Annotated in this window: 12 protein-coding genes and 1 pseudogene; 4 read left to right on the forward strand and 9 right to left on the reverse strand. The window is 32.4% G+C overall.

What is annotated here, in order from left to right:
• Window positions 1-72: 72 nt before the first annotated feature.
• On the forward strand, window positions 73-867 hold the full coding sequence (locus QEJ31_RS05855) for a hypothetical protein (protein WP_280592853.1): 795 nt from the start codon (window positions 73-75) through the stop codon (window positions 865-867).
• Window positions 868-941: 74 nt separating this feature from the next.
• Here the strand turns inward: QEJ31_RS05855 and QEJ31_RS05860 are convergent.
• Window positions 942-2,823 (reverse strand): annotated as a pseudogene (locus tag QEJ31_RS05860) (FAD/NAD(P)-binding protein).
• 222 nt (window positions 2,824-3,045) lie between these two features.
• Here QEJ31_RS05860 and QEJ31_RS05865 point away from each other — a divergent pair.
• Complete coding sequence (locus QEJ31_RS05865) at window positions 3,046-3,588, forward strand: GNAT family protein (RefSeq protein ID WP_280592855.1); 543 nt, start codon at window positions 3,046-3,048, stop codon at window positions 3,586-3,588.
• A 264-nt stretch (window positions 3,589-3,852) separates the two neighbouring features.
• Window positions 3,853-4,401, forward strand: coding sequence for a hypothetical protein (locus QEJ31_RS05870; protein WP_280592856.1), 549 nt, complete (start codon window positions 3,853-3,855; stop codon window positions 4,399-4,401).
• A gap of 111 nt (window positions 4,402-4,512) precedes the next feature.
• Here the strand turns inward: QEJ31_RS05870 and QEJ31_RS05875 are convergent, their stop codons facing one another.
• Window positions 4,513-5,043, reverse strand: coding sequence for a metal-dependent hydrolase (locus tag QEJ31_RS05875; RefSeq protein ID WP_280592857.1), 531 nt, complete (start codon window positions 5,041-5,043; stop codon window positions 4,513-4,515).
• 185 nt (window positions 5,044-5,228) lie between these two features.
• On the opposite strand from QEJ31_RS05875, the gene QEJ31_RS05880 reads away from it, so the two are divergent.
• On the forward strand, window positions 5,229-6,122 hold the full coding sequence (locus tag QEJ31_RS05880) for a transposase (RefSeq protein ID WP_280592858.1): 894 nt from the start codon (window positions 5,229-5,231) through the stop codon (window positions 6,120-6,122).
• Window positions 6,123-6,168: 46 nt separating this feature from the next.
• Here the strand turns inward: QEJ31_RS05880 and QEJ31_RS05885 are convergent, their stop codons facing one another.
• The 7 genes from QEJ31_RS05885 to QEJ31_RS05915 form a co-directional block, all read right to left on the reverse strand.
• Window positions 6,169-6,666 (reverse strand): hypothetical protein, encoded by a 498-nt coding sequence (locus tag QEJ31_RS05885; protein ID WP_280592859.1) that lies wholly within the window; start codon window positions 6,664-6,666, stop codon window positions 6,169-6,171.
• Between the two features lie 127 nt (window positions 6,667-6,793).
• Window positions 6,794-7,768, reverse strand: a complete 975-nt coding sequence (gene truB / locus QEJ31_RS05890; RefSeq protein WP_280592860.1) for a tRNA pseudouridine(55) synthase TruB — start codon at window positions 7,766-7,768, stop codon at window positions 6,794-6,796.
• 20 nt (window positions 7,769-7,788) lie between these two features.
• Window positions 7,789-8,205: a 30S ribosome-binding factor RbfA gene (gene rbfA / locus QEJ31_RS05895; protein ID WP_280592861.1), complete on the reverse strand. Its 417-nt coding sequence runs from the start codon at window positions 8,203-8,205 to the stop codon at window positions 7,789-7,791.
• Between the two features lie 20 nt (window positions 8,206-8,225).
• Window positions 8,226-11,546 carry a translation initiation factor IF-2 gene (infB, locus tag QEJ31_RS05900; RefSeq protein ID WP_280592862.1) on the reverse strand — a complete coding sequence of 1,107 codons (3,321 nt, stop codon included), beginning with the start codon at window positions 11,544-11,546 and terminating at the stop codon, window positions 8,226-8,228.
• A gap of 67 nt (window positions 11,547-11,613) precedes the next feature.
• On the reverse strand, window positions 11,614-12,120 hold the full coding sequence (locus QEJ31_RS05905) for a hypothetical protein (RefSeq protein ID WP_280592863.1): 507 nt from the start codon (window positions 12,118-12,120) through the stop codon (window positions 11,614-11,616).
• Window positions 12,089-13,711: a transcription termination factor NusA gene (gene nusA / locus QEJ31_RS05910; protein WP_280592864.1), complete on the reverse strand. Its 1,623-nt coding sequence runs from the start codon at window positions 13,709-13,711 to the stop codon at window positions 12,089-12,091. The genes QEJ31_RS05905 and nusA overlap by 32 nt, the downstream gene beginning before the upstream one ends.
• A 58-nt stretch (window positions 13,712-13,769) precedes the next feature.
• Complete coding sequence (locus tag QEJ31_RS05915; RefSeq protein WP_280592865.1) at window positions 13,770-14,441, reverse strand: hypothetical protein; 672 nt, start codon at window positions 14,439-14,441, stop codon at window positions 13,770-13,772.
• Window positions 14,442-14,464 lie beyond the last annotated feature (23 nt).

The raw sequence follows: 14,464 nt of genomic DNA on the forward strand, positions 1-14,464 counted from the left end.
AATCTTCACAATATTTTTCTCAACTCTTAACTGGCATTATAAATATTAAATTTTTAAATTGGTACTGATAAAATGAACGCGAAAAAAATAATCAAATATATCTCAATTATGATTACTCCAAGTATTATTCTCATTAATGCATTTGCTTCAGAAGTAAATGCAAATTATGACTTACCTCTTGAAAAAAAAGAAATAACTGTTGGCAAAAGCAAATATTCAGATTCTTTGATCAAAAGAAACTGTTATAAATACTCAGATTATATAGTTGTAGAAGAAGTTGATGGTGGACAAAAAGGCGGTGCACTAATTCGTTTAGAACCAACCAAAAACAATGTAAATATTTTAAAAGTATGTAAGAATAAAATTTCAGATTTTAAAATTAAAATGGTGGCTGATGGGTATTATGGTGGTAAAATAAATCAATTTATCATTAATGATGGCGATGATGGTTTTGGATCTGAATTTCTATTTCAAATATTCGCTATTAAAAATAATAAATTAACTAAAGTATTCCAAGATTTAAGACATGACAATCAAAGTTATGAATATATAAAAACTTCACAAAATAAATTAGGAGTACGTTACTGGAAAAGTTTAAAAGTTGAAAATGACTGCCTTGTAAAAGATACCACTTGCCTAGATAAAATTAGGGTTGCAAATAAAATATCAACTGACTTAAATTTTAACAATTGTATAAAGTCAATAGAACAAAGAATTTCTACATTAAAAAATGAACCGTACGATGTTAGTTACTTAAATAACACTTCAGGAAATCAATTCTTTGTCTATATTGAAATTCCAGATATTTATTCCTCAAAAAATTATAAAATATTGGATAAAAATGTAGTATGCGAGAGTAAACCGTAAAGATATTTATAACATTCTGACAATTCAAAATAATTAGAAATTCACAGTTAATTCATTCTGACAGTTCAAAATAATCATGAATTCACAGTTAATTCATTTACCGCTCTAAACGCCATATCTATTGCAGAATGCGTAAAAGGAATCCAAGAAGAATCAGAATTTGCGATAGTAATGTTACCGACTTTTGTTCTTGCCGCCGTAATTATTTTATCAACTTCTGTTTCTTTATCATATAATGAATTAAATGTATAAGAATATCCATGTGACCATCTATTTACAGTTATTGCTAAAATATCTTTTTCATGATTAAAACCGTATGTACCAAGCATTCTTTGCAGTTGATTTCTAATATCTTTTTCAAAATCAGCAAAACTCATTCCTAAAAGTTTATATCTACCTAATTTAGATTTTGTTCTAGCATCCAAAGAAGGATCTAATACTGTTGGAACATAAGTCATATGCAGACAAATAGGATCATTAGGTGATTTAGAATGTTCATATCCACCAATATTTACTGGATAATCTAATTTCACTCGACAGTAAGTCATGGTTGGAGAATAAATTTCATGCACTCCAGCTTTAAAAAAAGATTGCCAATTTCTTATTACAACCTTACTATATACAATATTTGCTTTAATATTTTTTGCTAAACAGTCTTTTTGTATATTAGAAATTTCAGGTATAATATGTGGTATCATCATATTGTACCCTGCCATAATAACTTGATTGCCTTTCACACGTATCAATTTTCCTGAATGATCAAAATATCCAATATTTACTGAATTTTTTTCATTGTATGCATGCACAACTGTACTATTTAATCTTAATTTAACATGATTACTTGGCAAATCTAATTTTGAATAATCAAAATTCGCAAGAACAACATCGTGCATAGTATTTCCTAAGGCAACAGCTGGTATCATTTTTCTTACTAAAAGTCTTGCTAAGGATGAATTACCATCAGGAAAGTGATAAATATATGGATCTTCAAGTTCAGCTTTACCGACACCACTGAGTTTAGGAATATTTAAACCATCAAGACCTGGAACTCCCAAATTTCGAGCATCTAAAGCAGATACCCCATCAATACCATTCGCATAAAAATCTGAACTTTTTGCTTGAAAAAATAAAGCTACATGTTTTGAAAGTTTTACATTGTTTATTAAATAATCCCTATAGCTGGTTTCTGCTAAATATTTTAAACATTCTTTTTCCGAAAAATTAGGTAAATAATTTATTTTTTTAGTAAATAAACTTACTAATGAAATTTTATCTTCTGCAGAAAAAGGAAATTCTTTTATAAAATTTTGATAACTCTTTCCATTCAAATGCTTTGGATCTACATCATCTGCAATAACTCGTGCAGGATCTCCGTTAATTAACTTATCAACGCCAAATGTTTCTTTATTAAAAAAAACTCCTCGACTCAAACCCATTTCAGAATAAAAATTTCTATTAAAACATTTGCCTAATTCATCGATATTTACACCAATATCATCAAGCAGATTTATAGCTATCTTACTGTAAATACTTTTTGGTGATTGCAGCGATTCAGTGCCTCCATAGGCTAAAATAAGTTTTTTATTTATAATAAATTCGTTTCTTTTAGCATGTCCACCAAAATCATCATGATTATCAAGAATTAATATTTTTTTCTCATTTCCAAACTTTTTTTGGTAAAATCGAGCAGCTGACAAGCCACTAATCCCTGCTCCAACAATCACTAAATCATAATTTTCAAAAATTGGTAGATCTTTAATTGAAAACTTTTCTTTTTCTCGACCTAATTTGTGGGCTATTTCAAAGGAACCATTATGGTTACCCCTTAAACCTTGAAGTAGAGGTGGATAAGAATTTTTTTTTTCTCTCTGAAGCAAAAAGTTGATCAAGAGGTGTTAAACCAGCAGTAATTGCTATAGAAACTCCATTAAGAAAATCACGCCTAGTAATAGTCATAAGAATTCCTTTCATATTTAGTTTAGTATTTATATGAAATAAATATGAAATTGTCAAAAATAATATTATTTTATAATAATTTGCTAAAGGTTATATATTATTTTTACTAAATTTAATTTATTTTATAAAAACAATAATATTTATAATTAAAAATATTTAGCAATCATTAGAACGCATACTATAGTATTTCTATTTATTGTAGATTTAGGTAGGAGATAAAGAATGAAAACTCATATCATACTCAATTTAGAAGGAACTTATTATCTTTCAGAAGTTTTGCCACATGATAAACCAAGTTATCTTGAGCATTTCAAAGAAAAACAAATATATGACCAAACTTTAAACATACCTTTCCCATATACTGAAGCAAATGCTGATTGGTGGATTAATTACGTAACAGAATCAACTTTAAAAATAGGAAAACCAATTCACTGGGCTATCCGAAATTCAGACGGAAAATTAATTGGTGGAATTGGCTTAAATGATTTTGAAATTGGGAAATCCTACAAAACGGAGTTAGGCTATTGGTTAGCAAAACCTTTCTGGAATAAAGGAATTATGACGAATGCTGTTAAAGCAGTAACCGATCTTGGTTTGAATGAATATGGGCTTATACGCATCACAGCACATGTCTTCGACTTCAATATAGGGTCTGCAAAAGTATTAGAAAAAGCAGGATATTCACTTGAGGGCATTCTCCGCAAAAATTATCAAAAAGATGGGAAAATTTTTGATGGTAAACTCTATGCAATTGTTAAAGAATAATATTTATATTTATTTTTTCTAAAGTTACTTTGTTTTAAATAGAGTATCTCCAATTTTTACAGAAAAAGTTTTTAATTTAACAAAAGTATTATTATAACAACTTAATAAAATTATGAAACTTTTACTTTAATTTATATCAAATTTATACTACAATATATTTTCATAGAAAAATACTTAATTTTTTTAGTATTTTTCATTTCGTGAAAAAATTAAATATACTTATTCTCTATAATCTTATTTTTTAAACACAAGAATGAAAAAATCATGCTAAAAAATATAACTCTAATTTTTTTATTATTGTATTGTAATAACCTCTATTCTAAGGAAGAAATTTCTTTTCTAAATAATCAGGATGAAAATATTCAAATTGAATTTATTGTCACTAGACTAGAAGTAAAATCATTATTTAGAGGGCAAGAACCAATGTTTGATTTAGTTAAAACTTTGCAAATTCCTTCTGGAAATTCAAGCTTAATTAGCTTAGACGAAGAATTTTATATCTTTAATAAAAATATTAAATTAAAAATAGATAACTCAGGAACAGAATGCTATTGGATCTATATATTTAATTTTATCAAAAAAACACATGGGTATTTTTTAAGACTGTTTATCAATGACCAAGAAATGGGAAAAATATGTGCTACTAAATATTCTTCTGTTGATTACAAAGTTCACGCTAATCTAGAGTTAGGAAAAAACTCTTCTAATCTATATGTATTAAAATTTTATAACTCAGGATGGTGGGGAGAAAAAACAATTGAAACAGAAGAATTAGAAGTTATTTTAGATTATGATGTTAAAGTTGGGAATTAATTATTTAAAAATAATACTTAAAATTTAATTCAAACTTATTTTCATACATAAACCTTGCTCCACAAGTATTTCAAAAAAATACAGGATAACTGATAAATTATTTTCATAATTTTAGTTTTTTAAATTTTTTCTAATAAATAACGCAGAAATTCCTACAAATAAACAAGGTAACAAAATATAAATAAATTCAGACTTTAAAACAATGAAACCTCTTTCGGAAAAGAATTTTTTTACTCCGATAGGTGAAACTTTAATTTCGCGAAATGAAAAGAAATATCTTGATTCATTAAATGGCCACCAAAATTCTACCCCTAAACCACCTGAAGTACAAGCATCAAGAATTCCATGGGAAAGCATTGAAACAAACGCAAATAAAAAAACATATAAATGTTTTGCTGTTAAATAATTAGAAAAAAATGCGGCGATTAGACCTATTAGAAAAGCCAAAAACACAGAATGAGTAAAACCTCTGTGTCCCCATTGCGACTCATACTTTATTCCATAATTAAATCCAAGGACATCTAAATCAGGAATTACTGATAACAACATTCCTAACACTAAAAGACGTTTGGGAATATGTTTAAATCCACATGCCATAGTCAATGCCAGGGGAACTGCAATATGCGAAAAAGCTGATGCCATTTTATTTAATTCCTTTTAATTTGGATTAAGCAAGTAGCAATTTTTAAAGTTACAAACAATTACATAATCAATCTTGTTATAACTTATGCCAGTTAAGAGTTGAGAAAAATATTGTGAAGATTGAAGAAATAGCTCCAATTTGTTAGTTAATTGTTGCTTAAAACAAAGTAACAAAGGAGCTACCAATGGATTGGCAGAACCAACTCATTACCGTTTACCTTACTTCCTGCAAATTTTTTTCTCAACTTTCTCCCTACATTTTTTTAAAAATAAGTCCTAATTCAAATCCTTCGTTTACTGATGAAGAAACCATCACAATTTACATCTTTGGAATTTTGAATGAACTTAAAAATATAAAATCAATTTTTAAATTTACAAAAAATTTCCTTAGTGAATGGTTTCCAAATTTACCTTCTTATGAAGGATTTTTATTTAGACTTAACAATCTGAATCATCTTTTTCCTGAACTTTCTAAATTCCTTTTACAGAATAAAAAGTTCAAATTAAATTCAAATACTACTAAACCTTTCGTTCTAATTGACTCTTTACCAATTATCTTGGCAAAGGGTTTTAGAGCTCACAAATGTAATACAGCAAAAGAAATTTCTTCAATTGGTTTCTGCTCTTCCAAAAATCTTTTTTATTTTGGATTGAAACTTCATCTTACTGCTTTATTTAAAAATAAACGCCTTGCTTCCCCGGTATCAATGAAAATAACACGTGCTGCAACACATGATTTAACAGCGGTTAAGAATGATCTTTTAAATTTAAATCACTCAGAACTATTTGCTGATCGAGCGTACTGCGATCAATTTACTAAACAAAAATTGGCTAAAAAAAATTCTAACTTGCATACTCCAATTAAACTTTCAAGAAGTAAAAAAACTCTCTCATACGATGAAAAAGTATATTCAAAATCTGTTAGTTCAATTAGACAATCAATTGAAATCCTATTCAACTGGCTAATTGAATCTGGTGGTATTCAAACGGCATCTAAAGTCCGTTCAACAAAGGGCTTGCTTGTACATGTTTTCGGAAGATTTTCTGCATGCCTTTTTAAGTACATGTTCTTTTTCTAAATACATATTCTCAACTCTTAACTGGCATAACTTATCCTTATTAGTATTATTTTCGCATATTTTCTAGATGATATGGATTTGAGGGTGGACAAATTTCAATGTCGTTATCAGAATTGTAAATATAATTACTTTTTTGTCCATCAACAACTTGAAAATATCTATCATTAACGACTTCAATTTGTTGGATTACTCGATTCACAAATTCATCTAATTTATCATTTCGCTTCAGATTATAGGAATTTTCATAATAATTATTGATAGTGGTTGGGAATAAACATTTATTTTTCATATTATGATTAGGTTTTAAAACTTTCTTTACCTGAATAAGATCCTGTGTCGGAAAAATATTTAAATCACCTTTAATAGTATGATATCTTTCTTTTATATTTTTCTGATCATTTTCTTTATTATTTTTAACTTTTTCAAAAGCATGGTAGTCTTGAAAACTTTTTGGTAAGAAAACAGCATATGAATTTGTTTCTTTTGCGAATACTGTTGCGTTTAGAAAAAACGCTGCAAAAACAAGAATAATATTATTTTTCATAGATTATAAATACTTAAAATAGATATTAATGTAAAAATAGTGTTTGAAAAGCTTAACAAACAAGTATTCACTAACAGAAAATTATTTTTTTTACAACTTTTTTACAAACTAGATAAGTTAACTCTTGCTAATACATTTTTTTCTTTGGCATAATTTTAAATTGATTTGTTTCTGCTATAAATTTAATTTCTGAATAAAACATTATCTCAAAATTTTTTACTTTAACAAAAGCTGAAGTAATTTGCTTTTGTTGTAAAAACTGTTCTGGTAGTATTGAATTACTTCTATCGAGTAGTACAATATTTCCTGAAGATATTTGTTTTAAAAAATTTTCATCTAATTCAATCTCTGGAATTTTGGGTAATATCTTTATTACAGGAATTAAATTAGAGTCAATTTTATTTTTTAATTCTTGTTTATCAATATCTGCAGATACATAAATAGCATTTTCTACATGCCAAGGCTCAACAAATTCTCTTCTTAATTGTGAGCAATAACCCACAGTACCAATGGCTTTAGCTAAATCCCTTGCAAGAGAACGAACGTATGTACCTTTTCCACATAATACTCTTAGTGAAATACTTTCTTCGGATAGATTGGAATTGACTATTTCAAGTTTTTCAATAAAAATTTTTCTTTTTTTAGTTTCAATTGGATTCGGAATACTTCCACTTGCCCGCATATATTCATATAAAGGCTTTCCATTCATTTTTAATGCGCTATAGACAGGAGGTATTTGTTCAATTTCTCCTTGAAATAAATTCAATTTTGCTTCAATCAATTCAGCAAAGTTTTGTGGTACGTTTTTTTCTTCTACAATTCTTCCAGACGCATCTAATGTATCAGTTTCTTTACCTAATTTAATAGTAAACAAATATTGTTTTTTTCCATCCATTATTTCGTCTGATAGTCTAGTAGCTCCTCCAATTAACACAGGTAACAAGCCAGTAGCAAAAGGATCTAAAGTTCCTAAATGCCCAACTTTATCAATATTTAATGCTTTCCGTACCAGGGATACAATTTTATGACTTGTCATACCTGCGGCTTTATCTACTAGAATTAAACCACAGTAATTGCTAACTTCACTTTGCTTAATATTCATAATTTTATATTGTTCTTTAATTATTTTTTAGGTTGATGCTCTTGATTTAAAGATTCATCTTTTAAAGATGAGTTTTTTTCATTTTCTTTTAATTCATCACTAACTTTAGTTAACAATGCACCCATTTTTACTGAATACTCTACACTATCATCATAATAAAAAACTATTTCTGGAGTGTAGCGAATCAGTAAAGATTTTCCTAATTCACGTCTGATAAAGCCAGAAGCTTGCTTCAAACCTTTTTCAGCTAATTTTCTTTGCTCAGGTTCACCCAATACAGAAAAATAAACTTTAGCAATTTGTAAATCAGGAGACATTTTTACTGAATTTAAGGTAATGCCACGCACCCGAGGATCAGATATTTCTCCACGAACAAGCATCATTGCAATATGTTCGCGGATTTGCTCACCAAGTTGTAGCATTCTTTTTGTAGCCATTTAAACAAAATATCCTTTAATTAATTAAGAGTAGCAGCTATTTCTTCAACAATAAATGCTTCCAAAATATCACCAACTTTAATATCATTATAATTTTCTACGCCGATACCGCACTCAAAACCTTGTGCAACTTCTTTTGCATCGTCTTTAAAGCGTTTTAAAGAACCAATTTTTCCAGTGTAAATAACCACACCATCTCGTACTATTCTAACATGAGAATTACGTATTACTTTTCCATCAGAAATCATACTACCAGCAATAACTCCAACCTTAGGAACAGAGAAAGTGTTCCGCACTTCTGCATGCCCAATAATTTTATCTTGCTTGATAGGAGCTAAAGTACCAACCATTGCAGCTTGAACAGCTTCAATAAGTTCATAAATAATGCTGTAGCATTGAATTTTAATGCCTGCCTGTTCAGCTACTTGTGCAGCAACTCTATCAGGACGAACATTAAAACCAAGAATAAGAGCATTTGAAGCTTTTGCTAATATGACATCAGTCTCAGTAATACCACCAACTGCAGAGTGGAGAATTTTAGTTTTAACTTTTGCAGTATCTAATTTTGCAAGAGAAGCTCTAATTGCTTCTGCAGAACCATGGGTATCTGCTTTTACTATAATAGAAACTTCTTTTGCTTTATCTTCAGCTTTTGCCATTAAGGCTAACAATTCATCCATAGATGAACCACGTTGACTTGCTAAATCTTTTTGGCGTTGCTTTTCAATTCTGTAAGCAACTGCTTCTTTCGCAATAGCGTCACTAACAACACAGTTAAATTGGTCACCAGCAGCTGGAACATCGCTCAAACCAATAATTTCTACAGGAGTGGCAGGTTCAGCTTGGGTAATTTTTTCGCCGTTAGCGTCATTCATTGCTCTAATTCTACCCATTGAAGTTCCAACGACAATAAAGTCTTGGTTTTTCAAAGTACCCTTAGTTACAATAACGGTCGCAACTGGACCTCTTGCTTTGTCAAGTTTCGCTTCGATGACAATACCTTCTGCTAAAGTATCTTTAGCAGCTTTTAGATCTAGCACTTCTGCTTGTAGTAGAATGGACTCTATAAGTTCATTTAGACCTTGATGCGTTTTAGCAGAAACTTGGACGAAGATAGAATCTCCACCCCATTCCTCAGGCATAACACCTTGGTCTGATAATTCTCTGTTAATACGATCTAAATTAGAACCAGGTTTATCTATTTTATTCACAGCGACAATAATAGGCACATTAGCTGCTTTAGCATGCGAAATAGCTTCAATAGTTTGAGGCATCACACCGTCGTCCGCAGCAACAACTAAAACCACAATATCAGTAACTTGCGCCCCTCTGGCACGCATTGCAGTAAATGCTTCGTGACCAGGAGTGTCTAAGAAAGTTAATTTTTGACCTTTATAATCTATCTGGTAAGCACCAATATGTTGAGTAATTCCACCAGCTTCTTTTGCAGCTACATTTGCAGATCGAATAGCATCTAGTAATGATGTTTTACCATGATCCACATGTCCCATAATTGTAATAATTGGAGGACGTGGAAGTGAATTTAATTCATTATTTTGTATTGTTCTACGCGCTAAGATATCACCAATAGTTACACTAGAACTTTGTGTTTCAAATCCAAATTCTTGTGAGACAAATGTAGCAGTATCAAAATCAAGTTGTTGATTAATACTTGCAGACATTCCTAGCTTCATTAATACTTTAATAACTGCACTTGCTTTTTGACTAAGTTCACCTGCCAAATCATTTACAGTAATCGATTCGTCTATACGAATTATTTTCTTTGATGCCTTAGTTGGATTTGCAGCTTCAACTTTTTTAATTTCTTTTTTCTTGAAGGATTGAGAAGCTTTTTTCCGATTAGGAATCATTGTTCTTACAACAATAGCTTGTTCTTCACCACCTTCAATTTCTCCGTAAAGATCTAGATCTTCATCATCCTCTAAACGGCGAGCATTTTTATTGCGGATACGACGAGCATCTTCCTCATCAGTAATTCTCCGTTTTTCTCTATCCTTATCTTTTTCACGATCTTTCAATCTTGAAGGAACATCTTTAGTAGGAGTTGTTGCCGGAGCTTCTCCACCCATAACAAAAGGTCTACTTGTTACTGGCGCAGCTGGACGAGGTCCAAAACCTCCAGTTCTTTCAGAGTTATATCCTCCAGAAGAGCCTGGTCTACCTTGTTGTCCGCCAGCACCTGTTCTAAAGCCTGCCTGACCATTACTGTCACGAGAGTCTCTGTTGCCAAAGCCTCCAGATTGACCAGGACGGCCACTGCCTTGTTGAGCCCCATTACGAGGTTGAAAATCTCTATTACCATTACCTCTGCTGTCACGAGAGTCTCTATTATCTGAACGTTGTCCACCCATCATACCATTTTGGGATTGATTTGGACGACCATAGTTATCGCGTGGATTACTAGATCTTGGAGCACCATTGTCGTCTCTACGATAAGCATTTTGTGAATTAAAACTTGCAGTTGTATAGCTTTGTGGTTTTGTAGGTGGAGCGGAAGGAGTTGCTTCAGCTTTTCTAACTATAACCGCACCTGTCTCTGTTTTTGTATTGGAAACAGATTTTGAATTTTGAGCAGGAGTCGCTGTACTGGACGCAGAACGTATGACTTGAGCAGAACTTGAAGAATTAGAACTTGGGGAATTGGTAGTTTGCACGTTATTAATCTCATCACTCTTTTGAGAGCGTATAGCTGATGTTGCACCTACTTCGGAGCCCTTAGACCTTGATTCTGTATCAGTTCTACTGGAAATTGCCTCTTGAGTTTGAGCGGAAGCAGCTGTTGTCTCTCTGTAATCTGGGGTTGTAGTTTTTTCTCCTACACGTGTAGAAGAATTAGAAACAGTTTGATTGTTAGCTAATGCGGATTTCATATTCTCACTTGCAGTGTCTTCTTCGTTATGAACTGCTTTGTTTCGTTTATGAATATCATCAGATGAATGTCTTTCAGGAACATCTTGAGAGTGTTTCTCAGATGTATCTGTACCAGCCGCAGCTTTTTTAATTACTGGAGCTTTTTTCGGCGCAACTTCGACTTTTTCATTTGCATCTTGGTTAGATTTTTCTTGTGATTCTTCCCCTGATTCAGGAGAAACTTCGACTTTTCTTCTAATAATTAATTTACTCGCTGCAGCTTTTTGAGCAGCTTCTTTTTCAGGATTTTTTCCAGACCGATGAAAAGCACGCAATTTAGCAGCCTCTGTTTCAGAGATCGCATTAAAGTGATTTTTTACTTGAATCCCGAGTTCTTGAAGCTTAATAATGGCAGCCTTGGTCTCAATCCCCAACTCTTTCGCCAAATCAAGTACTCTAATACGACTCATCAAATGCAGCTCCCAATATAATCATGCCAACAAAGCTAGCACGGTAAAAATAAATAAAAACTTTATATTACGACTCAAATTCTTTGGCCATAATAACAGACAAAACTTTAATAACAGCATCTTTTCTAGTAAGAAGCATTGCTTTTACTGCTTTTTCTTTGCCAAAAAATGTTTTTCCCAGCAAAGCAGAGGATGCATTAATTTTTATTCCTAAAACTCTACTCTTATACCGAATGAGCAAAGCATCACAATGACGATAAAATCTTTCACTACCATCATTTGAAAAAAGGAACACTCTGGAAATACGATTTGGATCCTTTTGTTTTTGTTTCGCACGAACAGCAGCTAGCCCTGCTTCTTCAGTTTGTAGCAATGTTTCGATGCTTTCCAATCCACCACGAAGACTACCGCAGCGGCGTGCAAAGGCAAGAGCGTGAATCAAATTATCACTTAATTCAACACTTGGAACTTTTATCGTACCATCAGGAGAAAAAACCTGGAAAGACTTTTGCAAGTTATGGAACAACAATTGAAGTTCAGTATCAGTTTCCAGAGATCTTGGCAGTTTCAGCATGTAACTTTCCAGACAATTTTATAGGTAATCCAGTTTTATATGCAATTTCATCTGCATTAGAACTAGCAACGGATTTAAAATCAGAATAACCAGCAGTATGAATAACTGCGGCTATTTGTTCAGCAACGCCTTTTAATTGCATCCAATAGCGCAAGCGTTCTGTAGGCACATTTTTTATATCGACTTTTTCAGGATCTAACAAAGGCTGAGGACGAGTTTTTGCAACAATATCATCAATCGCAGCTTCAGCTTCTTCTGATTCAGTCATTTCTTCTTCTTCATCTAAAATTGGCTCACCTAAATGAAAATCTTCTAAATCTTCATCTGTACTAAGATCAGCTTTTTGCTCTTCCAAAGAAGCAGCTAATTCAGCTGCTCCCTGCATGACTTGTTCAGCTTCTTCAGGAGTTAATCTTAACAACTTGATCAAAGTACGTTGATCCATTCTCGAAATATCTGCAGGATCTTTGTATCCTTCGTTCACAAGAATTTCAGCACGCATTTCGCCTAAAGCAGGAATTTGCGCTATTACGTTTTTATATTCTTGAACAAGTTCACGCATTTTAGATTCTGAACGAATATCCACTTTCCAACCGGTTAATTGGGCTGCAAGACGGACATTTTGGCCTCGTTTACCAATGGCTAGAGATAAATGTTCATCAGGAACGACAACTTCCATAATATGCAAACGTTCGTTTACAATAACTTTTGATGGTTCAGAAGGCGCTAAGGCATTACAGACGAAACGCGCAGGATCTCTATCATACGGAATGATATCAATTTTTTCACCGCGTAATTCTTGAACAATAGCTTGAACACGAGCACCTTTTATACCAACGCAGGCTCCTACTGGATCAATAGATGGCTCAGTACTGTAAACAGCTATTTTAGAACGACTACCAGGATCGCGTGCTGCACTTTGAATCACAACAATACCTTCAGATATTTCTGTCACTTCTTGTTCAAATAAACGAATTAAAAGTTCAGGATGTGCACGACTTAACATGACCTGTGGCCCACGAGTTGACTTTTTCACATCAACAACGAAAGCAATTACTTTGTCACGAATTTTGTATTTTTCGCCAGGTATTTGTTCCCGTACAGGCAATACACCTTCTGTTGGGCCTAAATCAACTATGATATCCGCCTTATCAAAACGACGGACTTGTCCAACTACAGTTTGATGTTTTTTATCTTTGAATTCTCTGACAACTTTTTCCTTTTCAGCTTCCATCACCTTTTGTACAATTGCTTGTTTAGCGGCTTGGGCAGCGATACGGCCGAGCTGGTCAGTTGGAAGCGGTTCACCTATTTCATCACCAATTTGCAAGGAGTCATCCATTGCTATTGCTTCAGAAGCAGGTATTTGCTTACTTACATTTGTAAGTTCGTTGTCTGCGACAACTATACGATAGCGAATTAACTCAATTTCTTCTGTTTCTTCGTTGAAACGTGTTTCAAAGACGCAATCACCAAAATGTTTGCGTGCAGCTGTAAGAACCGCTTCTCTTAATGCGCCTATTAGCAGCTGGCGATCAATATTTTTTTCTTTACCTACAGTTTCAATTACACGCTTCAAATCTATTTGCATTAAATGCACCTCTGAAAACAAGCTTAAAATTCAATGAATCCCATTAGTTAGAATTCGACTATTTTATTTTTTTTAATGCCCCTTGCCGAGCTTTTTGTCGAGCAGCATCTTTCGCTAACTTTACCGACTTCGATGCTGGATGGAATGGTAACACAAAAGCTATCTTAATTTCCTCAATGGGAACCTCAAATCTATGCGAACCTTCCACAAGCACTATGACTTTAGAATCTTTATTATCACAAATTTCATTTATTACCATAGTGAACTTGCTTCGACCAGAAATTTTCTGCCAAGTTTCAACAGTTATAACATCACCTATGGACGCTTGAAAGTCTTCAAGATCATAAAGAGTGGGCTCAGACCCAGGAGAACCTACTCGAATATTTACATCATCTGTAAATGGTTCAAAAACAGTAGACTCCATAAAATACTTATGAACTTCAGTACATTCATCAAATGACAGGTTTGTATCAGCCAAACGCGGGGACTTATTTGCCTCAATATCGGACAAAGAGTAGCCTTTATCTAAAATGATATCAACAATCGACTCACCCTCTTCAACAAAAAAAAGCCAATTTCTAACCCGCATTTTCAAAACACCAGGCTCAACAACCTTTTGTTTTTGCAAGTTTGCAAGCTCTCTTCTTAGGTTATGAAGAATTTCACTATGATTTTGCCTAGTTAACTGTTTTGGGTGACTTAGTTTATTCGCATCGTTTTCTAGATACAAGAGATCTCCAAGATTTTAAAAAG

This window comes from Pigmentibacter sp. JX0631 (genome assembly GCF_029873255.1).
In the GTDB taxonomy this organism is placed as follows: domain Bacteria; phylum Bdellovibrionota_B; class Oligoflexia; order Silvanigrellales; family Silvanigrellaceae; genus Silvanigrella.

Coding starts and splice junctions, on each gene's coding strand:
- QEJ31_RS05855 (WP_280592853.1), top strand. CDS start 73: ATGAACGCGAAAAAAATAATCAAATATATCTCAATTATGATTACTCCA.
- QEJ31_RS05865 (WP_280592855.1), top strand. CDS start 3,046: ATGAAAACTCATATCATACTCAATTTAGAAGGAACTTATTATCTTTCA.
- QEJ31_RS05870 (WP_280592856.1), top strand. CDS start 3,853: ATGCTAAAAAATATAACTCTAATTTTTTTATTATTGTATTGTAATAAC.
- QEJ31_RS05875 (WP_280592857.1), bottom strand. CDS start 5,043: ATGGCATCAGCTTTTTCGCATATTGCAGTTCCCCTGGCATTGACTATG.
- QEJ31_RS05880 (WP_280592858.1), top strand. CDS start 5,229: ATGGATTGGCAGAACCAACTCATTACCGTTTACCTTACTTCCTGCAAA.
- QEJ31_RS05885 (WP_280592859.1), bottom strand. CDS start 6,666: ATGAAAAATAATATTATTCTTGTTTTTGCAGCGTTTTTTCTAAACGCA.
- truB (WP_280592860.1), bottom strand. CDS start 7,768: ATGAATATTAAGCAAAGTGAAGTTAGCAATTACTGTGGTTTAATTCTA.
- rbfA (WP_280592861.1), bottom strand. CDS start 8,205: ATGGCTACAAAAAGAATGCTACAACTTGGTGAGCAAATCCGCGAACAT.
- infB (WP_280592862.1), bottom strand. CDS start 11,546: ATGAGTCGTATTAGAGTACTTGATTTGGCGAAAGAGTTGGGGATTGAG.
- QEJ31_RS05905 (WP_280592863.1), bottom strand. CDS start 12,120: ATGCTGAAACTGCCAAGATCTCTGGAAACTGATACTGAACTTCAATTG.
- nusA (WP_280592864.1), bottom strand. CDS start 13,711: ATGCAAATAGATTTGAAGCGTGTAATTGAAACTGTAGGTAAAGAAAAA.